We start from the raw sequence: 19,899 nt of genomic DNA on the forward strand, positions 1-19,899 counted from the left end.
AAGGCGGGGATCCCGCTGCCTTGCCCCGCACTGGGAAGGAGAAGCGGGATACTCGCCTGCGCGAGGATGACGGAAATCGGTCTTCGGTTAGGCGGACACCTCGGCCAACTCCAGCACATGCCCCGCAATCACATCGGCATGCAGATCCAGCACCGCGCCACGCAATTCCGGCAGTTCGACGACGGTTGCATTGCGCATCAATCCCGCCGCCAGCCGCGAAGGCCCGGCCAGATGCCCCGCCGGATTGAGCACCGTCACCGTTTGCGTCACCTCCGCCAGCCGCTCGGGCAGGTCATGCTCGAACAGCGCCTCATGCGCCCACCACCCGTCCGGCCAGGCCTTCAGTTCATCGACGAAATTCTCGAACCCGCGCTCCAGCGACAGGCCGGCGGGGCGATCCGTTACCAGAAAGCGCCAGCGTTCCTCGAACTGCTCCAGCGTCTCGCCAAGTTCGTGCCGTGCCGCCAGCTTCGTGCGCCACGCGGCGAAATCCAGCGCCTGGAAATAGGGCACGCCTATGAACGTCATCCGGCCGATCCGCGCCGGATGCGCCAGCGCCAGTTCAACGGCGATCGACACACCGGTATGATAGCCGAACAGATCGCACCGCCCGGGCAGCATGTCGGCGATCGCCTCGGCATAATCGGCGATCGTGCCTCCGATTGGTAACGCGTCGGATTCGCCATATCCCGGGGTATCGAGCGCGATGACATGGCGTTTCCCGTCGAGCGCGTCGAGCAACGCGCCGAAACTGCGCGACGAATAGGCCGTCGCGTGCAGGCAGACGAGCGGCGTGCCGGCGACGGCCATATTCTCGCGTACATGTACCTGGCCATATCGGCCATCGCCATAGCGCCGGCGGATCACGTGATCGTCGCGGTCATGGTCACGGTCCCCGTTTCGTCACGCACCCACAAGCTTTCGCCCGCCCGCGCGATCGTGACGTGGCGTCCTGCATACAATGGCGCGCGAGCGCGGAATGCGAAGCGGTTCGGCCGCACGCCCTCGCGCATGGCATGATCCAGCAACACCATGGCCTGCAACGGCCCATGCACGACCAGCGCCGGGTAGAGTTCGACGTCGCGCGCATATGCGAGATCGTAGTGGATGCGATGCGCGTTGAACGTCAGCGCGGAAAAGCGAAACAGCAACGGTGCGTCGATGCGCAGTTCGCGCGTGCTGTCCGGCGCAGGGCGATCGACCGATTTGGGCGGGCTGGGCGCGGCGATCGGCAGATAGACCACGTCCTGCTCTTCCTCGATCGCGGTCACGCCGTCGGCCATGATCTGGTGCAGCAATGTTACGAAGATCATGCCGCCTTTGTCGATGATCGAGGTGATCGTGGTGCGTTTGACCAGCACCGCGCCGATCGGAACCGGGGCGAGGAAGTGCAGCCGCCCGCCGGCCCACATGCGGCGCGGGTGCGGGATCGGCGGCATGAACCCGCCGTCGTCACCCTTCGCGGGATGCCCGTCCGCGCCGAGCTTCGATTGGGGGGCGTCGGGCAGATGAAACAGCCAGTGCCCGAGCGGCGGCAGTTCGCCCGCCGGCCAATGCGCCCGGTCGCGATCGAGCGTCGCCGCCAGCCGGTCGAGCGGCGCGGCGGTGACCGTATCGATCGCCTCGATCGACCGGCCGACCCACGCGTCGAACGGCTCAACCATCGAGGAAGTCGGCGATCGTCTTCCACATGCGATAACGCGCATTCTGCAGGTGGCCGTAATCGCCGCCCTCGGGCACGATCACCAGCGCCTTGTCGTGCGTCGCCAGACGTTCGAAGAAATCCGCGCGGCCCGATCCGCCCTGCATGTAATTCTGCATCCCCGCCGCGAAGCCGTAGAGCATCAGCGTCGGGCAGGTGATGCGATCGGCGACCGCCGCGACGCTGCCATTCTCGTTCTCGACGCGGATGCCGTTGGGCGAGCGCGGCTCTTCCGCCTCGGCCTGCGCGGCGAGCGCTTCGTGCGCCGACGCCTCCATGAACTCCAGTTCCAGCCGATCGCGGAAATAGGCGGCGGTGTTCGACCACCAATCATGCTTCTCCGGGAACGGCACGATGTTGCCGCCGCCGATCGCGGGATCGAGCATCACCATCCGTCCGATCGTATCGGCGCGGGTCTCGGCATAGCGCGCGACGATCCGTCCGCCCCACGACCAGCCGAGCAGATGCGGTCGCGCGAAGCCTTGCGCGATCACCCAGTCGATCACCGTCGCGGTATCCTCGATCGCCTGTTCGGTCTGCACGCTGTGCGGATGGTCGGTCAGATCGCTGTCGCGGTAGCCGCGGATCGAGAAGGTGACGACGCCGAAGCCGCGCGCGACCAGAGCCTCCATGAACGAATAATCGCTGCGCCCGTCGAAGCTGAAATCATATCCCAATTGCCCCGAAAGGTTCGCACCCTGCACGAGGATGACGACATGATCGGGCTTTCCCTCCAGCCCCTTGGTCCGCACGGAAAGCTTGCCGGCGCGGCCGGGGATGAACAGGTCGGTGGCTGGTGTCATGCTGTCTTCCTCATGGAATCACGACCTGCCGTACGGCCTGGCCGGAGGCGAGCGTGTCGAACAAAGCGTTGATGTCGCCGAGCGGCGAGACGGAGGTCAGCAGCCGCTCGACCGGCAAGCGCCCCGCGCGCCACAGGCCGATATAGCGCGGGATGTCGCGCGCCGGGATGCTGCTGCCCATGTAGCTGCCGATGATCGTCTTGCCGTCGCCGACCAGGCTGACGGCGGGGATCGAGAAAAGCTCGGCCGGGTTGGGCAGGCCGACCGTCACGACGCGGCCACCGCGCCGGGCCAGCGCGTAGGCGCGTTCCAGCACCACCGCCTTGCCCACCGTTTCCACCACCAGATCGGGCGGGGCGATGCCGCCTTCCTCGCCGGGCGCGAACGCCGCCGCCGCGCCGAGTTCCAGCGCCAGCGCGCGTTTCCCGGGCATCGGATCGATCACCGAAATCGGATGGCCGCCCCCCGCGACCGCGCCCAGCAACGCCGCCAGACCGACGCCGCCCAGCCCGTAGATCGCGACGCTCTCGCCCGGCCGCAGCGCCGCGCTGTTGAGCACCGCGCCGACCCCGGTCAACACCGCGCAGCCGAACAAAGCGGCGATCTCGGGCGGTATGTCGCCATCGATCTTCACCGCCGATCGGCGATCGACCACGGCATGTTTGGCGAACGCCGAGACGCCGAGGTGATGATGCACGTCGGCACCGCAATCGTGCAAACGGAAGCCGCCGCCGAGCAGTTCGCCGCGCCCGTTCGCCGCCGCGCCATTGGCGCACATATAGCCTGCGCCCGAAACGCAGGCGACGCATTCGCCGCACGCCGGCAGGAACGCGAGAACGACCCGATCGCCGACCGCGAACATCCGGTCGTCGGAATCGCCCAGCGCCACCACTGTCGCCGACGCTTCGTGGCCCAACGCCATCGGCATCGGGCGCGGGCGATCGCCGTTGATCACCGACAGGTCGGAATGGCACAGCCCCGCCGCATCGATCCGCACGAGCAGTTCGCCGGCGCGCGGCGGATCGAGATCGACATCGGCCAAGCGCAAGGGCGTGGAGTCCGCAAACGGCCCGGCATGGCCGATCTGGTCGAGTATCGCGGCAACGGTCTTCATCGGCCCTCCATCTTCACCCTGATCGCAGCACCGGCATCACGCCACGCCGGAATGCGCATATTGGATTGCGCATCCGGCAAGCTTGCCAAGCATCGCGGACCGAAACATCATGGCGGCATGGAAGCCGACCAGGAACTCAAATCGCTCAAGCGCGGCCTGAAGGCGATGATGCTCATCAACGCCCAGGGGTCGCTTGCCATTTCCGAACTGAGTCGCGGTCTGGGCCTGCCGCGCACGACCGCCGAGCGGGTGCTGATGACCCTGCTCGCCGAAGGGTTCGTCGATCGCGATCCGCAGACCAAGCGCTTCTTCCTCACCGATCGGGTCCGGGCGCTGTCGGGCGGCTATTCGGACGAAAGCTGGATCGCGCATGTTGCCGCCCCGATGCTGTTCGAAACGACGCGCGAGATCGGCTGGCCGCTGATCATCGCGACTCCGGCGGGCGAATATATGCGCACGCGGCTGACGACCGATCCGGCGACCTCGCTCAACATCCACCGTCGGCATATCGGCTCCGAAATCGCGATGGGCGTGTCGTCCAGCGGGATCGTCCACCTCGCGTTCCTCGATCCCGAACAGCAACGGATCATGCTGCAGATCCTGCGCGAATCGGACGATCCGATGCAGGAAGCGGCGCGCGATGCGAACCGCATCGGCTATGCGCTGCAACAGGCGCGCGAGGGCGGCTACAGTTTCGGCCTCGATCTCGGCACCGAACGCAGCGTCAGCGTGCCGATCTTCGAACGCGGACAGGTGAAGGCTGTGCTGCTGATGGTCTTCATCGCGCGCGGCCTGACCCACGAACAGGTCGTGCGCGATTTCGTGCCACGCCTGAAGACGATGGCGGCGGACATCGAACGCCTGGCCTTCCAGGAAAATCCCGCGCCGGTGATTTGAGGGGGCTTCCCCCATCAAAACCGTCACCCCGGACTGGTTCCGGGAAGCCACCAGGCGGCTTTCGATACAGGTAACGGCATGATCGCCGAGTTCGCGGCACGGTGGACCCCGGAACTAGTCGGTGCTTATCCCCTTCGAACGAGTATTCGTCATTCCCGCGCAGGCGGGAATCCACACTGGCTTACCTTTCGCTTCGTAAGCGGCGTCAGAGCTGACGGATCCCCGCCTTCGCGGGGATGACGGCCTTATACTTGCTCGAGAGGTATAAGCGCCGAACCGGTCCGGGGTGACGGGAATTTGGGATGAACCCACCGAGCCAATTAATGTCGATGGACTTGTTTCAAGGGGAAGCGTCGAAACCCGCCGCGCATGATTTTCGCTGTCCTACACGATCACAAATCGCGCATAAATTGTCGGATGAGCGGTTCCGTCACAGTCCTTTGTCCTGATCACCCTGCTGCCCTTTCCGCATGTCGATTTCCATGCGCCAGATCGTGTGAACTTGTGTGAGCTTCGCCGCTGTCACCCCCTCCGCACTTCACTCGCCACCCGCCAGATCGTGTGAACTTGTGTGAACTTCCGCACCCGTCGCCCTCTCCGCATTTCGGTTGCCATCCACCGCACGGATAGCGAACCACCCGCCGCCGTCCCCATCTCCCGATCATGACCATCGCTCCCTCCGCCGCCGCCCGCGCCTTTCTCGATGGCCCGCACCGCCTGCTGATCGGCGGCGAGTGGGTGGAGGGGGAGGGGCGCGGCATCGCGGTGGAAAATCCGGCGCGCGGCGAGATCATCGCCGAGGTGCGCGCTGCGTCGCTCGACCAGCTCGACCAGGCGGTGAGCGCGGCGCGATCGGCCTTGCATGGCGACTGGAGCCGGCTCGGCGGGCGCGATCGCGGCGTGATCCTCGATCGCTTCGCCGATCTGCTCGAGGCGCGCGCCGATCTGATCGGCGAGGTGATGACGCTCGACAACGGATCGCCGTTGCTGTCGTCCCGGATGGTCGTGCAGCACCTCGCCGCCGAGTTGTTCCGCTATTATGCCGGCTGGGCGAGCAAGATCGCCGGCGAGAGTTTCCAGCCGAGCCTCACCGCGCGGCCCACGCTCGACATCATGGTCGCCACCACGCGCGATCCGATCGGCGTGGTCGGCGCGATCGTGCCGTGGAACGCGCCGCCCGGCATGATGGCGCTGAAGATGGCGCCCGCGCTGGCGGCGGGTTGCACCTTGGTGCTGAAGACCGCCGAACTGGCGCCGCTGGTCGGCGAACTGTTCGCGCAATTGTGGATCGAGGCGGGCGGCCCGGCGGGCGCGTTCAACCTGATCCACGGGCACGGCGAGGATATGGGCGCGGCGATGGCGGCGCATCCGGGCATCGACAAGATCGCCTTCACCGGATCGACCGCCGTCGGCCGCAGGATCGTCGAGGCGGCGACCGGCAATCTGAAGAAGGTCAGTCTCGAACTCGGCGGGAAATCCCCGGTGATCGTGTTCCCCGATGCCGATCTCGATGCGGTGATCCCGGCGGCGGCGATGGCCTGTTATCTCTCGACCGGGCAGCAATGCATGGCCGGTTCGCGCCTGTTCCTGCATGCCGATATCCACGACCGCGTCGTGGAGGGCGTCGCCACGTTCGCGCGGACGCTCAAGGTCGGTGACGGGCTCGATCCCGCTACGGTGCTGGGTCCGATGATCTCCGCCCGGCAGAAGGCGCGGGTGCTCGACTATATCGACATCGCCAAGGCCGAAGGCGCGACCGCTGCGCTCGACAGCGCCACCTTCGACGGCCCTGGCCATTTCGTCGGCCCGGTTCTGTTGACCGGCGTTTCGCCCGGCATGCGGATCGAGCAGGAGGAGGTGTTCGGTCCCGTATTGTCCGCGATCCGTTTCGACGACGAGGATACGATGGTCGATGCGGTCAACGGCACGCCCTACGGCCTGTCCGGATCGGTATGGACGCGCGACATCGCCCGCGCGCTCAGGGTCGCGAAGCGGGTCGATTCGGGGCAGGTCGGGATCAACATCCATGCCGCGATGAGCGCGGAGACCCCGTTCGGCGGCAACCGCCAGTCGGGCTGGGGCCGGGAGTTCGGACGCGAGGGGCTGGACGGCTATCTGAAGACCAAGGCGATCAGCATCAATCTGGGGCCCAAGCCATGAGCGCGCGGCTGCTGGTGATCGGCGCGGGTCTGGGCGGGCTGACCGCCGCGCTCGCGCTGCGCAAGGCCGGGTTCGCGGTCGAGGTGCACGAGGCCGCGCCGCAACTGGGCGAGGTCGGCGCGGGGCTGACGCTCAGCCGGGGCGCGCAGAGCGTGTTCCGCCATGTCGGCGTGCAGGATGCGGTGGCGCGCTTCTCGACGCCGTCGAGTGGCTTCCCCTTCCTGCACTATCGCACCGGCGCGGTGCTGGCCGGCGCGATCGATCACGGCGTGGGCCTGCCCGACGACGGCATTGCCGACGTCTCGCGCCAATGCCACCGCGCGGATCTGCACGGCGTCCTCGCGGCGGCGTTCGATGGCCCGCTGCATCTCGGCCACAGCCTGATCGGGATCGAGGAAACCGCGCACGGCGTCCGCGCCCGCTTCGCCGATGGCGGCAGCGCGGAGGGCGATGCGCTGATCGCCGCCGATGGCGTGCGGTCGGTGGCACGCGCGATCTTGTGGGGCGAAAGCGCGCCGCGCTTCACCGGCCAGATGGCGTATCGCTTCCTGGTCGATCGCGCGCGCGCCGTGCCGTTTCTCGACCATGGCCGGGGGGCGGTGTTCCTCGGCCCCGGCGCGACCTTCAACCGCTACACGTTGCGCGGCGGAGACGTGCTCAATTGCGTGGGCATCGCCGCGACTGACGCCTGGGTCGGCGAAGGCTGGTCGACGCCCGCCACCCGCGACGAATTGCTGGCGACGTTCCATGGCTGGCATCCCGCCGCCACCGGATTGATGGGCGAGGCGGATCGCCTGATCAAATGGGGCATATTCGATCACGCCCCGCTGCCCGGCTGGAGCAGGGGCCGGGTGACCCTGCTCGGCGATGCGGCGCACGCGATGCTGCCGTTCCTCGGCATGGGCGCGGCGATGGCGATCGAGGATGCGATGATCCTCGCGCGGGCCTTCGCGGCGGAGGGCGATGTCGCCCCCGCCTTCGCCCGCTACGAAGCGGCGCGGGTGCCGCGCACGACGCTGATCCACGCCAAGTCGGTCGAGCAGGGCGCGCTGACCCAGGCGCGCGATCCGGATCATTACGTGCACGCCGCGGCCCCGGCGGCGGATCCGTCGATCTTGGGCTATGATCCGGTAACCGCGCCGATGTGAACACTCACGAACATCACGATCGATCACCACGGCCGTCACCCCGGACGTGTTCCGGGGTCCACCAAGCGGCTTTCGATATCCGTAGAGATGTGATCGCTGGGTTTGCGGCACGGTGGTCCCCGGAACACGTCCGGGGTGACGAATTGGTTTGTTGGCAAATAGCCTCACCGCGCCCATTTCTTCTCGAAATCCCACACCTCCTGAAACCCGATCAGGCCGCAGAATTCCTTGAAATCGAAGATCGGCATCTCCGCCGGATGGCCTTCGCCGTCCGCCTTCAACCGCCGCAACGCCTGTTCCATCGCCGCCGCCGCGACCAGGCTGGTCATCGCCGGGAAGATCGCCAGCGCGAAGCCGATATCGGCGAGTTCGGGCGCGGTGCGCATCGGCGTCAGCCCGCCGTTCGACATGTTCGCCATCATCGGACGGTCGAGCGTGTCGCAGGCCTGGCGCATCTCGTCCTCGCTCTCCAGCGCCTCGACGAACAGGATGTCGGCCCCCGCCTCGCCATAGGCCCGAGCCCGCCCGATCGCGCCGTTCAGCCCCTCGCTGGCACGCGCATCGGTGCGGGCGATGATCAGGAAATCGGGATCGCGCCGTGCATCGACCGCGACGCGGATCTTCTCGACCATGTCGTCCTCGGCGATCAGGCGCTTGAACGGCGTATGGCCGCATTTCTTGGGAAATTCCTGGTCCTCGATCTGGATCGCGGCGATCCCCGCATCCTCGTATCCGCGCACCGTGTGATGCACGTTGAGCAGGCCGCCATAGCCGGTGTCGGCATCGGCGATCACGGCGGCGTCGGTGGTGCGGACCAACGTCGCCATCCGGTCGAGCATCTGCGTGTAGGTCGCGATCCCCGCATCGGGCAGGCCATAGGCGGAGGCGGTGAGCCAATAGCCGCTGCCGTACAGCACGTCGAAGCCGACCTTGCCCGCCACCACCGCGGCGATCATGTCCTGCACGCCGGGCGCGGTGATGAACTGTCCGGCGGTCAGCCGACCGCGCAGCAGGGGGGTGGCCATTATCCGTTGCTCCAGAGCCAGGGCTGGTCGGCGCGCTGGCGGGTTTCGAAATTGGTGATGTCGCCGCCGTGCCGGCCGAGAATCGTCTCGATATCGTCCCAGCCGTTGAGCAACGCCTCGCGTGCGCCGTCGCCGATCGCGAAGCGAATGACGGTCCCGCCGGCGCGCACCACCGACCGTGCGACGAGATCGATAGTGACGGCGCGGCCCGCCTCGGCATCGGCGATCAGCGGCGCGACATCGGCGACGACGACCGGCGGCATGCCGTTCTTGATGCAGTTGCCGGCGAAGATCTCGCCGAAGCTGGGGGCGATGATCGCGCGGAAGCCGAGATCGGCAAGCGCCCAGGGGGCATGTTCGCGGCTCGATCCGCAGCCGAAATTCGCCCCGGCGATCAGGATCGCCGCGCTGGCGAAACGCGGCTGGTTGAGCACGAAATCGGGCTTGGGTCGCCCGTCGGTCTCGTAACGCCGTTCGTAAAAGGCATACCGCCCCAGCCCCTTCTTCTCGGTGATGAGCAGGAAGCGCGCGGGGACGATGATGTCGGTATCGACATTGTCCTCCGGCAACGGCGCGGCGATCGCGGTGAGGCTGGTGAAGGGCGTCACTGGCCGAGCCTCCGGACGTCCGTGATGCATCCGGTGATCGCCGCCGCCGCCGCCATCGCCGGGCTCATCAGGTGCGTGCGCGCGCCGACGCCTTGCCGCCCCTCGAAATTGCGATTGGAGGTCGAGGCGCAGCGTTCCCCCGGTCGCAGCCGGTCGTCGTTCATCGCAACGCATAGCGAACAGCCCGGATCGCGCCATTCGAACCCGGCCGCCTCGAACGTGTCGCGCAGCCCCTCCGCCTCGGCCTGGCGCTTGACCAGCCCGGACCCCGGCACGATCATCGCCCGCACCCCGTCCGCGACACGATGTCCGGTGACGACGCCGGCGGCGGCGCGAAGATCCTCGATCCGGCCATTGGTGCACGATCCGACGAAGACATGGTCGATCGGAAGGCCGGCGATCCGCTGTCCGTGCTCCAGCCCCATATAGGCGAGCGCCTTTGCATCGGCGTCCGCCGGGACCGCGCCGTCGATCGCGACGACCTGATCCGGGCTCGTCCCCCAACTCACCTGCGGCGCGACCGTCCGGGCTTCGATCGTCACGTCGGCGTCGAACACCGCATCCGGATCGCTGGGCAAGGTGCGCCAATAGGCCAGCGCGCGCGCCCAGTCGGCACCGTGCGGCGCGCGGGGGCGGCCCTCGACCCACGCGAACGTCGTCTCGTCCGGCGCGACCAGGCCGGTGCGAGATCCCGCCTCGATGCTCATGTTGCACAAGGTCATCCGCGCCTCGATCGACATCGCGGCGACGGTCGATCCGGCATATTCGATCGCATGGCCGATCGCGCCCGCCGCGCCGATCCGTCCGATCAAGGCGAGTGCCAGATCCTTGGCCGACACGCCGTGGCCCAATGGCCCGTCGATCGTCACGCGCATCGTCCGCGCCTTCTTCTGGCGCAGCGTCTGCGTCGCCAGTACGCATTCCGCCTCGCTGCTGCCGATACCGAAGGCGAGCGCGCCGAACGCGCCGTGCGTCGCGGTGTGGCTGTCGCCGCACACCAACGTCGTGCCGGGCAGCGTGAAGCCCTGTTCCGGGCCGATCACGTGGACGATGCCCTGCCGCGCATCGGTCAGCGGCAGATAATCGATGCCGCTGGCTGCGCAGTTCGATTCGAGCAGCGACACCTGCGCGCGCGCCTGCGGATCGGCGATCGGCGCACCGCGATCGTGCGTCGGCACGGCATGGTCGGCCACCGCGAGAAACGGCGCGGTGCGGCGCGGCGATCGGCCCGCCTCGCGCAGCCCGGCGAATGCCTGCGGGCTGCTCACCTCGTGCAGCAGCATCCGGTCGACGTAGATCAGATCGATGCCGCCGGGTTCGGTAGCGACGACATGCGCCGACCATAATTTGTCGTAGAGCGTGGGCATGGCCGTTCCATCACGTTCGGCCGCCTTCGCCGCAACCCACGGAGCGCCTCTACCCGGCATGCGGGCACCCGGCATCCGGGCATCGGCCAAGTTTGCCACACGGCCGGACGGCATGCCCGTCTAGCGTGGTGACGACAGGAGAGCCGAATGCCGTTCACCACCTTGCGCTACGAAAAGATCGACCGGATCGCGATCGCCACTTTCGCGACGCCGGACAATCTCAACGGCATCACCGAAACTCGGCTCGACGAACTGGAAGCGGTGCTCGACGATTGCGAAAAGGATGAAACGCTCGGCGCGCTGATCCTGACGGGCGAGGGGCGCGCCTTCTGCGTCGGGCTCGATCTCGATCTGCTCGACCGCACCTTCAACGATCTCGATTTCTTCGACGTCATCGTCGCGCGGGTGAATGGCATCATCACGCGGCTGGAGAATCTGGATATCCCGACGATCGTGGCGAACAACGGCTTCACCCGCGCCGGCGGGTTCGAGATTTCGCTGGGCTGCGATTTCATGATCGTCGCGGACGAGGCGAAGGTCGGCGACGTGCATACCGATGCCGGGGTCGTTCCCGCCGCCGTCACGCTGCGGCTGAAGCGCCGCGTGGGGGATCAGCGCGCCAAGGAAATCCTGTGGGGCGCGCGCTGGTACAAGGGGCAGGAAGCGGTCGATATCGGGCTGGCGATCAAGTCGGTTCCGCTGGCCACCCTGCGCGACGAGGCGATCGCCTATGCCCGCACGATGACCGACAAGCCGCGCGCGACGCTCGCCACGCTGAAGCGGATCATGCGCGACGGCCATGGCCTGTCGGTGGCCGAGGGCGCTGCGCTCGAACTCGAGGCGTTCGCGCATTACAACCGCACGCAGCCGTTCGGCCGCGAAGGCTATACCGCGTTTCGCGAGAAGCGCGTGCCGAGCTGGAAAGCGGCGTGATGCGTATGCCCCTTTCCCCGTTCGTGCTGAGCCTGTCTAAGCACGTGCCGCAAACGCAGCGCTCGCGACACGCCCTTCGACAGGCTCAGGGCGAACGGAGTGTGTGGGTTTTGCTGGTGCTGGCGCTCGGCCTTTTCGCTACTCCTGCTCTTGCCCAGCACCCCGCCCCGCTGGCCACCGCCGCGAAAGTCGTGCTCGATCAGGATCGCTGCGAGGCGCTGGCAGGCGGGCGATTTCAGAAGCTGAAGGGCGCTGCCACCTGGATCACCCACGCCAGCTACGTCGCCGCGACGGACAAGCGCCAGGCGCTCTGCTCGATCGTGGGCTACGTCAATCCGGCCAACAATTTCGGCCTGTATCTACCGATCGACCGCTGGAACGGCCGCTATCTGGTGCGCGGCTGCGGCGGCAGCTGCGGGTCGGTCGTGACCGAACTCGCCTGCGGGCTGCACGCGCGCGACGGCTATGCGTGCCTCATCACCGACATGGGCCACAGCTCGACGTTGGCCGACAACAATTGGACCGAGAACAACCTGCAGGGGCTGGTCGATTTCGGCTATCGCTCGACGCATGTCACGACGCTCGCGGGCAAGGCGATCGCCGAGTCGTTCTACGCCAGGACGCCCGACAAATCCTATTTCTTCGCCTGCTCGACCGGCGGCCGCCAGGCGCTGATCGAGGCGCAGCGCTTCCCCGAGGATTTCGACGGCATCGTCGCCATCGCCCCCGCCAGCCTCGCTCCCTATGGCTCGAAACAGGCGGCCTCCGTCTCGGATGTCGACGCCTTCAACACCAAGCCCGACGATTCGCCGATCCTGCCCAATCGCAAGGCGATCCTGGTGCATCAGGCGGTCGTGCGGGCCTGCGACCGCAACGACGGCGTAGTCGACGGCCTGATCGGCGATCCGCGTACCTGCGGCTGGAAGCCCGAGGATCTGGCGTGCAAGGGCAGCGACATCCGCGATTGCCTGACGCCCGGCCAGATCGCGATGCTGCACAAGATGTACGATTGGCGCGGGGCCGAGAAGGGATCCGAGCTCAACTGGATCGGCAATTACATCCGCAACGCGCCGCTCGCCGGCGAGGCGTGGAAGCCGGTGTTCGATCTCGCGGTCGGGCGCGGCGATCCGGCGACGATCGAAAGCATGGTCAACCCGAACAACCCCGATCTGCGACCCTTCCGCGATCACGGCGGCAAGCTGATCCTCGTCCAGGGCTGGTCCGACCATTCGGTCATGCCGCCGCCGACGATCGACTATTACGAGACGATGACCAAGACGATGGACGGCGCGGCCGCGACCAGAAAGTTCGCGCGCCTGTTCATGGTCCCCGGCATGGATCATTGCGCGGGCGGCGAGGGCGCGAGCGCGATCGATTACATGGCCGCGATCACCGCCTGGACCGAGGGTGCGCTCGCGCCTGAAAAACTGCGCGGCGTCCACCCGGTCGCCGGGGCACCGCTCGATTATTTCGGCGTCGACCTGCGCAATCTCGATCGCACATATTACGGCTTCGAACGCGATCATTACGCCTGGCCCAAGGGCAGCGTCGCGGTCGGCCATGATGTCGCCGTCGTCACCGATAAACGCCCGCTCGACGTGCGGTTGGCCGAGACGGTCGCGCAGGCCGAACGCGCGGCGACGGCGGCGAACTTCCCGCGCCAGAGCGTCCTCAACGCCACCGAAAAAGCGGTGTGGGAGCTGTTCTACAAAAGCGGCAGCACCGCGAAGATGCAGAGCGCGGCGCTGACCCGGGTCGCCACCGGCCCGCTCTCGCCACTGGCGCGCGAGGCCGTCGCCCGCCTGCAAGCCGAACTCGCGCTCGATTGAAGGACGTCCTCTTGACCGGTTACATCGACATCGTCTGCAACATCTACACGCCCGAGGCGGTCCAGAATGGCTGGACCGGGCTGGACGACGATTTCAAGCGTCAGGTGCGCATGCCAGCCGACATGTTCGGCGGCGTCTCGATCGACGAGTATCTGAAGAAAATGGACCGCGCCGGGATCGAGCGGTCGCTGCTGATCGCGGTGCGGGCAGGCGACCTCAACGTGCGCGGATCGTGGGAGATTCCGTACAAGGTGATCGCGGACATCGTCGCGCAGCATCCGGATCGCTTTTCGGGCCTCGCGGGCATCGATCAGACGCGCGGCATGCAGGGCCTGCGCGACCTGACCCGGGCGGTCGAGGACTACGGCTTCGTCGGCGCGCATTGGTATCCCCACTGGTTCGCGACCGCGCCCGATGCGGCGCAGATCTACCCTTATTACGCGAAGTGCTGCGAACTCGATATTCCGATCATGATGCAGGTCGGGCAGAACCTCGTCTACTCCAAGGAGCGCCGCCTGCCCTCCGTCGCGCGGCCGATCCTGCTCGATCAGGTCGCGATCGATTTCCCCGACCTGCCGATCATCGGCATCCATATCGGCGTGCCGTGGACCGACGAGATGATCGCGATGTGCTGGAAGCATCCGAACATCTACACCGCCGGCGACGCCTACGCGCCCAAGCATTGGCCCAAGCAATATGTCCGCTATGCCGACAGCTATGGCAGCCACAAGGTGCTGTTCGGCACCGACTGGCCGGTGATCGATCCCGAACGCGCGGTGGCCGAGGTCGCCGAACTCGGCCTGCGCCCCGCCAGTCACGCCAGGATGATGCGGGAGAATGCGCTGGCGGTCTTCACCAAGCTGCCGCGATGATCCTGCCCAACCCCTTCCGCTCGATGACCTTCGGCGGGGCGCTGCGCGCGGCGGCGGGGCGCGATCCGGGCAAGGTGGCGATCCTCGATGGCGCGCGCACCACCGACTTCCGCACGCTGGCGGAGCGTATCGGGCGTTTGCGAGATGCCGCGATCGGGCTGGGCGTAACCAAGGGCGATATCGTCGCGATCGTCTCGCGCAACCGTACCGAATTCATCGAGGTTGTCGCCGGCTTGCCGGATGCCGGTGCGGCGGTAGCAACGATAAACCCACGCCTCGCACCCGCGGAAGTGCGTCAGGCGCTGGAGGATTGCGGCGCGCGGCTCGTGTTCACCGATCCGGATTCACGCGATCTGGTGGACCAAGCTATCTCAGCTCCAACCGCTTCCTCAACCCAAACCGCTTCCCCGGCGAAGGCTGGGGCCCATTCGGGAGACCATAGTAACGAAGCGCGGTCCGCTATTACCTCCACCTCCGCGACTGGGCCCCGGCCTTCGCCGGGGAAGCACATCAAGGAGGTGACCTTCGGCCCCGAATACGAGGCCCTCCTCGCCAACGCCCCCACGCCAGCCGCCCGCCCTAGGATCGAGGAATGGGAGGCCTGGACGATTCCCTACACCTCCGGCACCACCGGAAAGCCCAAGGGTGTCGTCCTCTCGCATCGCTCCCGCATGCTGGTGGGCCTGATCTGCGCCGCCGAGTTCGGCTGTTTCGGCCCCGACGACCGCTTCCTGGCGATGACGCCGATGAATCACGGTGGCGGGCTGGGCTTCCCGACCGGTATTCTCGCGGCGGGCGGATCGATCGAGATCCTCGACAGGTTCGATCCGGAGACGGTGCTGGAGCGGCTCAAGTTCGGCGGCATCACCGGACTGTTCATGGTGCCGACGCACTTCCAGATGATCTTCGCGCTGCCGCCCGAAACGCTGGCGAAATACGAACGCCCGCCGATCCGCGCGATCCTCGCCAACGCCGCCCCGCTGCCGCAGGCGATGAAGGAGAAGATCATCCCCTATTTCGGCAAGACGGTGTTGCACGAACTGTACGCCGCGACCGAGACGGGGCTGGTCTGCAACCTCCGCCCGAAGGACCAGCTGCGCAAGCAGAGTTGCGTCGGCACGACCTTCCCGCATGTCGAGGCCGAGGTGCGGCGCGACGATGGCAGCATCTGTGAGGCGGACGAGGTCGGCGAATTGTGGGCACGCGGGCCGGTGCTGTTCAACGGCTATTGGAACCGCCCGGACGAGACGGCGAAGGCGGTGAAGGACGGCTGGGTCTCGGTCGGCGACATGGCGCGGCGCGACGCGGAGGGGTTCCTCTATATCGTCGATCGCAAGAAGGACATGGTCATCTCCGGCGGGGTCAACATCTACCCGCGCGAGGTGGAGGAAGTGCTGTTCGCGCATCCCGACATCGCCGATGTCGCGGTAATCGGCGTGCCCGACGAGACCTGGGGCGAGCGGCTGAAGGCCTTCGTCGTGCCGCGAGCGGGCGCCGTTTTCACCGCCGAAACGCTGGCGGCGCACTGCGCCGGGCGCATCGCCGGCTACAAGATCCCGAAGGATGTCGCATTGGTCGACGTCCTGCCGCGCAACGCCAACGGTAAGGTGCTGAAGACCGAACTCAGGCTGGACCGGGGATGAGATCATGATCGAGGACAGCGCGCGCCCGCCCCGGAGCCTGTACGCCTGGTATGTCGTCGCGGTCCTGATCCTCGCCTACACGCTCTCCTATGTCGATCGCTCGATCCTGACGCTGATGGTCGCGCCGATCCGCGCGAGCCTACACATCAGCGACGTCCAGTTGAGCCTGCTCCACGGCCTCGCCTTCGCGATCTTCTACACCATCATGGGCATCCCGATCGGGCGGCTGGTCGACCAGCGCCGCCGCACCGGCATCGTCGCGGTGGGCGTGGGCCTGTGGAGCCTCGCCACCGCCGCGTGCGGCTTCGCCGGCAGTTTCGCCACCATGTTCGCGGCGCGGATCGGCGTCGGGGTGGGGGAGGCGGCACTGTCGCCCGCCGCCTATTCGATGCTCGCCGACCAGTTCGAGGGCAAGCGGCTGGTGCGGGCGCTCAGTTTCTACCAGAGCGCGATCTATCTCGGCCCGGCGATCGCCACGCTGGCCGGCGGCGTGCTGCTCGGCCATCTGACCCCGCTGGATACCGCGATCGGCCATTTCGAACCGTGGCAGCTCGTCTTCATTCTCGTCAGCCTGCCGGGTCTCGCCGTGGCGCTGCTGGTGCTGACCCTGCGCGAGCCGGCCCGGCGCGGCACCGGCGGTCAGGCCGACGCGCCGCCGTTTCGCGCGGTGCTGCGCCGGGTCGCCGATCACAAGGGCGCTTACGGCCTGCTGATCCTCGGCCTGTGCTTTCAGAGCGTCATGTGGAACGGGGCCGCGGCCTGGATCCCGACGCACTTCATGCGCAGCTATGGCTGGACGCCGAACCAGGTGGCGTGGGGCTATGGCCCGGCCATCGCCATCGCCGGCACCTGCGGCGGGGTGTTCGGCGGATGGCTCGCGGGGCGGATGCGCGACAAGGGGCTGCGCGACGCCAATATCCGCATCGGCGTGATCGCGGCGCTCACCGCGCTGCCGTTCATCGTTGCCGCGCCGCTGATGCCGACGGCGGAATCGTCGCTGGCGCTCGTCGCCTGCTTCCTGTTCTGCGGCGCGATGCCTTACGGCGGCGCGGCGGCGGCGTTCCAGGAGATCACGCCCAATCGGATGCGCGGACAGGTGTCGGCGATCTATCTGTTCTGGCTCAACCTTGCCGGCATCGGGCTGGGATCGACGATCGTGGCGCTCGCGACGCAGCATCTGTTCGGCGGCGATCTCGGCGTCGGCCGGGCGATCGCGACGGTCGCCGGCCTGTCCGCCTCGCTCTCGGCCGTCACGCTGATGCTGTGCCTCGCGCCCTATCGGCGGGCGATGGACCGGGCCGGCATCCTCAAATGAGCTGTCGGCTGGTCGTGCGGGAGGTGGCGCCTCAATCCTTGATCGCGTCGGCCATCAGCGTCTGCGTCGTCGCCTGAAGCGGCGGCGCGACATAGGACAGCAACTGGATCATGCCTACAAACAGCAGGTCGTTTTCGGGATCGACCCAGAACCAGGTGCCGGCCGCGCCGTCCCAGTGATAGGTGCCTTTGCCGACGGGCACGCCGGCCAGATCGGGATCGGTGAAGACCACGCCGTTATATCCGTAGCCGAAACCGGGGCGGAATTTCTGGTGCCCGGCGACGAAGCGCGTTTCCAGCAAATCGTCGGGCAGGCGGTTGGTCATCTGTTCGCGCACCCCGGCCGCGCTGACGATGCGTCTGCCGTCCAGTTCGCCGCCGTTCAGCAGCATCTGCGCGTAGCGGGCATAATCCGGCGCGGTCGAGAACAGGCCGCCGCCGCCCATCGCGAACCGCGGCTCGGCTTCCGGATCGGGCCGCAGCGGATTGCCCGGGAGCGGCGTCAGCGCCGCATCGGGTGCCTTGAGATACAGGGTCGCCAGCCGGTGCTTCTTGTCCGGCGCGACGAAGAAGGCGGTGTCGATCATGCCGAGCGGCGCGAAGATCCGCGTGCGCATGAACTCGGGCAGGGTCTGCCCGCTCAGCCGTTCGACGATCGCGCCCTGTACGTCCATCGCCAGGCTGTAGCGCCAGCGCGTGCCGGGCTGATAGGCGAGGGGGAGCGTCGCCAGCCGAGCGACCAGATCATTTAGATCGCTTGATTGCTGCACGCCGGCCGCGCGGTACATCGCCTCGACCCGATCGCTCGGTTCGCCGATATTGATGCCGTACGCAAAGCCTGCGCGATGCGTCATCAGATCGGCCATGGTCGGCGCGCGATCCGGCGCGACGAGGATCGGCCGGCCTGCCTCGTCCTCGCCGGCGAACACTTGCACGTCGGCCAGTTCGGGCAGGTGTTTCGCGATCGGATCGTCGGGATGCCACAGCCCCGCATCGTGCAGGATCATCATCGCCGTGCCGGTGATCGGCTTGGTCATCGAGAAGATGCGGAAGATCGTGTCCTCCGCCATCGGCTCGCCGCCGGCGATGTCCTTCAGCCCCATCGTCGTCAGGCGCGCGACCCGGCCATGTCGCGCGGTGAGCGTCACCGCGCCGGCGATCATCCCGGCGTCGATCTGCGCCTGCACGGCGGCTTCGACCGCATCGAGCCCGGCGCTGGACAGGCCCACATCCTCCGGTGCTGCATGCCGCATCAGATCATCCCCGATCTGGCGATCGCGCCCAGGTGATAGGCGCTCGGCTTCGGCGTGCGCGCGAACGTCTCGTAGTCGACATGCACCAGCCCGAAGCGCTCGCCATATCCGCGCGTCCATTCGAAATTGTCGAGCAACGACCAGCAGATGTATGAATGCACGTCGATCCCGTCGTCCAGGCACTTGCGTACTTCGCCCAAGGCCGCGTCGAGATAGGCGATGCGGCGCGTGTCGTCGTCGGTGCACAGGCCGTTTTCGGTGACGTAGATCGGCCGCCCGATCCGTTCGTGCGCGAAGCGGATCGTGCCGCCCAGCGCCTGCGGACAGAATTCGTAATGCGCGCCGGTCATCTCCGCGCCCTCGGGCGGGGGCAGGCGGCCTTCGGGGCCGACGAGCACGCGGGTATAGGTCTGCACGCCGATGAAATCGGCATGGCGCGCCGCCTCGATCCAGGGGCCGTACAGCATCTCGATCATCGCCTCGGCCTGGTTGCCTTCGCCCACGCCCTGCACGTCCTGCATCGTCAGCGTCAGGCCGACCGGGAAGTCGCCCGGCCCGGCCTTCATCGCCGCCATCGCCTTGGCGTGCGCATCCAGCATCACCGGCTCGCTCGTCTCGACCGGCGCGAACAGGAGCGAGGAGAAGCGATCCGACCCGCACGCCTTGGCGCACGCCGCCAGCATCGCATCGATCGCCACGCCGACCTGCGGCCCACTACGCCTGAGCAGCCCGACGAGGCGCTGGATGTTCGCTTCGTTGAAGGTCGAGGCATAGGAAATCAGGTCGCCCAACCGCGCGGTCGACTTGTCGGCGAAGCGCGCGAACAGGTCGGCGCCGTCCGCCACCTCGAACCCGCCCCGCGCGGCGAACCAGCGCGGCACGGTGAAATGGTTGTACGTCACCATCGGCTTCAGCCCGCGCTTGTGGCAGGCTTCCAGCACGCGGCGATAATGGTCCAGTTCGGCGGTCGAGAACACGCCCTCTTCCGGCTCGATCCGTGCCCATTCGATCCCGATGCGGTGGCAGTTGAAGCCCAGGTCCGCCGCGATCGCGATGTCTTCCTCGTACCGGTTGTAGCTGTCGCATGCGTCGCCGGACGGTTCGGCATAGAGGGAAGGCGTCACCGTCTCGCACAGCCACGCATCGGAATTGATGTTGTTGCCTTCGCTCTGGTGCGCGGAGATCGCGGTGCCCCACAGGAAACCTTCAGGTACGGAAACGGGCACGGGAT

Annotated in this window: 17 protein-coding genes; 8 read left to right on the forward strand and 9 right to left on the reverse strand. The window is 67.2% G+C overall.

Translation table 11 applies throughout. The annotated features are described in order from the left end of the window. Window positions 1-87 precede the first annotated feature (87 nt). The 4 genes from ASG11_RS07645 to ASG11_RS07660 are packed head-to-tail and all read right to left on the reverse strand — an operon-like array spanning window position 88 to window position 3,619. Window positions 88-810, reverse strand: a complete 723-nt coding sequence (locus ASG11_RS07645) for an alpha/beta fold hydrolase (RefSeq protein WP_156363685.1) — start codon at window positions 808-810, stop codon at window positions 88-90. A gap of 53 nt (window positions 811-863) precedes the next feature. Then, on the reverse strand, window positions 864-1,664 hold the full coding sequence (locus tag ASG11_RS07650; protein ID WP_055777294.1) for a hypothetical protein: 801 nt from the start codon (window positions 1,662-1,664) through the stop codon (window positions 864-866). Beyond that, window positions 1,657-2,505 carry an alpha/beta hydrolase gene (locus tag ASG11_RS07655; protein ID WP_055777297.1) on the reverse strand — a complete coding sequence of 283 codons (849 nt, stop codon included), beginning with the start codon at window positions 2,503-2,505 and terminating at the stop codon, window positions 1,657-1,659. Before ASG11_RS07655 ends, ASG11_RS07650 begins: the two co-directional genes overlap by 8 nt. 10 nt (window positions 2,506-2,515) lie before the next feature. Then, window positions 2,516-3,619 (reverse strand): alcohol dehydrogenase catalytic domain-containing protein, encoded by a 1,104-nt coding sequence (locus ASG11_RS07660; protein WP_055777300.1) that lies wholly within the window; start codon window positions 3,617-3,619, stop codon window positions 2,516-2,518. On the opposite strand from ASG11_RS07660, the gene ASG11_RS07665 reads away from it, so the two are divergent. The 3 genes from ASG11_RS07665 to ASG11_RS07675 all read left to right on the forward strand — a co-directional run bounded on the left by ASG11_RS07665 (window position 3,581) and on the right by ASG11_RS07675 (window position 7,824). Continuing rightward, entirely contained in the window at window positions 3,581-4,516 is a 936-nt protein-coding gene (locus ASG11_RS07665; protein ID WP_082472800.1) for a helix-turn-helix domain-containing protein, read from the forward strand. The two genes, ASG11_RS07660 and ASG11_RS07665, sit on opposite strands and share 39 nt — an antisense overlap. Window positions 4,517-5,179: 663 nt before the next feature. Beyond that, window positions 5,180-6,676: an aldehyde dehydrogenase family protein gene (locus tag ASG11_RS07670; RefSeq protein ID WP_055777306.1), complete on the forward strand. Its 1,497-nt coding sequence runs from the start codon at window positions 5,180-5,182 to the stop codon at window positions 6,674-6,676. After that, window positions 6,673-7,824, forward strand: a complete 1,152-nt coding sequence (locus ASG11_RS07675; RefSeq protein ID WP_055777309.1) for an FAD-dependent monooxygenase — start codon at window positions 6,673-6,675, stop codon at window positions 7,822-7,824. Before ASG11_RS07670 ends, ASG11_RS07675 begins: the two co-directional genes overlap by 4 nt. Window positions 7,825-7,988: 164 nt before the next feature. On the opposite strand, the gene ASG11_RS07680 is transcribed toward ASG11_RS07675, so the two are convergent. From ASG11_RS07680 to leuC, 3 genes are read right to left on the reverse strand one after another with little or no spacing between them, the layout of a single operon-like run. Beyond that, window positions 7,989-8,849 (reverse strand): isocitrate lyase/PEP mutase family protein, encoded by an 861-nt coding sequence (locus tag ASG11_RS07680; RefSeq protein ID WP_055777312.1) that lies wholly within the window; start codon window positions 8,847-8,849, stop codon window positions 7,989-7,991. Next, the gene (gene leuD / locus ASG11_RS07685; RefSeq protein WP_156363686.1) at window positions 8,849-9,457 is read right to left on the reverse strand and encodes a 3-isopropylmalate dehydratase small subunit; all 609 of its coding nucleotides are present in this window, start codon (window positions 9,455-9,457) and stop codon (window positions 8,849-8,851) included. Before leuD ends, ASG11_RS07680 begins: the two co-directional genes overlap by 1 nt. Then, window positions 9,454-10,824 carry a 3-isopropylmalate dehydratase large subunit gene (leuC, locus tag ASG11_RS07690; protein ID WP_055777318.1) on the reverse strand — a complete coding sequence of 457 codons (1,371 nt, stop codon included), beginning with the start codon at window positions 10,822-10,824 and terminating at the stop codon, window positions 9,454-9,456. The genes leuD and leuC overlap by 4 nt, the downstream gene beginning before the upstream one ends. Before the next feature lie 147 nt (window positions 10,825-10,971). Between leuC and ASG11_RS07695 the strand changes: the two genes are divergently transcribed. From ASG11_RS07695 to ASG11_RS07715, 5 genes are all read left to right on the forward strand, one after another. Then, entirely contained in the window at window positions 10,972-11,757 is a 786-nt protein-coding gene (locus tag ASG11_RS07695; RefSeq protein ID WP_055777321.1) for an enoyl-CoA hydratase/isomerase family protein, read from the forward strand. A gap of 101 nt (window positions 11,758-11,858) precedes the next feature. Further along, a complete protein-coding gene (locus ASG11_RS07700; RefSeq protein ID WP_168371712.1) occupies window positions 11,859-13,586 on the forward strand; it encodes a tannase/feruloyl esterase family alpha/beta hydrolase in 1,728 nt (575 codons plus the stop codon). Window positions 13,587-13,597: 11 nt separating this feature from the next. Continuing rightward, on the forward strand, window positions 13,598-14,458 hold the full coding sequence (locus tag ASG11_RS07705) for an amidohydrolase family protein (RefSeq protein WP_055777327.1): 861 nt from the start codon (window positions 13,598-13,600) through the stop codon (window positions 14,456-14,458). Next, window positions 14,455-16,101 (forward strand): class I adenylate-forming enzyme family protein, encoded by a 1,647-nt coding sequence (locus tag ASG11_RS07710; protein WP_055777330.1) that lies wholly within the window; start codon window positions 14,455-14,457, stop codon window positions 16,099-16,101. The genes ASG11_RS07705 and ASG11_RS07710 overlap by 4 nt, the downstream gene beginning before the upstream one ends. A 4-nt stretch (window positions 16,102-16,105) precedes the next feature. Then, on the forward strand, window positions 16,106-17,416 hold the full coding sequence (locus ASG11_RS07715) for a spinster family MFS transporter (RefSeq protein ID WP_055777333.1): 1,311 nt from the start codon (window positions 16,106-16,108) through the stop codon (window positions 17,414-17,416). 31 nt (window positions 17,417-17,447) lie between these two features. Here ASG11_RS07715 and ASG11_RS07720 read toward each other — a convergent pair whose 3' ends face one another. Further along, window positions 17,448-18,668 (reverse strand): serine hydrolase domain-containing protein, encoded by a 1,221-nt coding sequence (locus tag ASG11_RS07720; RefSeq protein ID WP_055777335.1) that lies wholly within the window; start codon window positions 18,666-18,668, stop codon window positions 17,448-17,450. Beyond that, window positions 18,668-19,894 carry a glycoside hydrolase family 1 protein gene (locus tag ASG11_RS07725; protein WP_236697420.1) on the reverse strand — a complete coding sequence of 409 codons (1,227 nt, stop codon included), beginning with the start codon at window positions 19,892-19,894 and terminating at the stop codon, window positions 18,668-18,670. The genes ASG11_RS07720 and ASG11_RS07725 overlap by 1 nt, the downstream gene beginning before the upstream one ends. Window positions 19,895-19,899: the final 5 nt, after the last annotated feature.

This window comes from Sphingomonas sp. Leaf357, assembly GCF_001423845.1.
In the GTDB taxonomy this organism is placed as follows: domain Bacteria; phylum Pseudomonadota; class Alphaproteobacteria; order Sphingomonadales; family Sphingomonadaceae; genus Sphingomonas.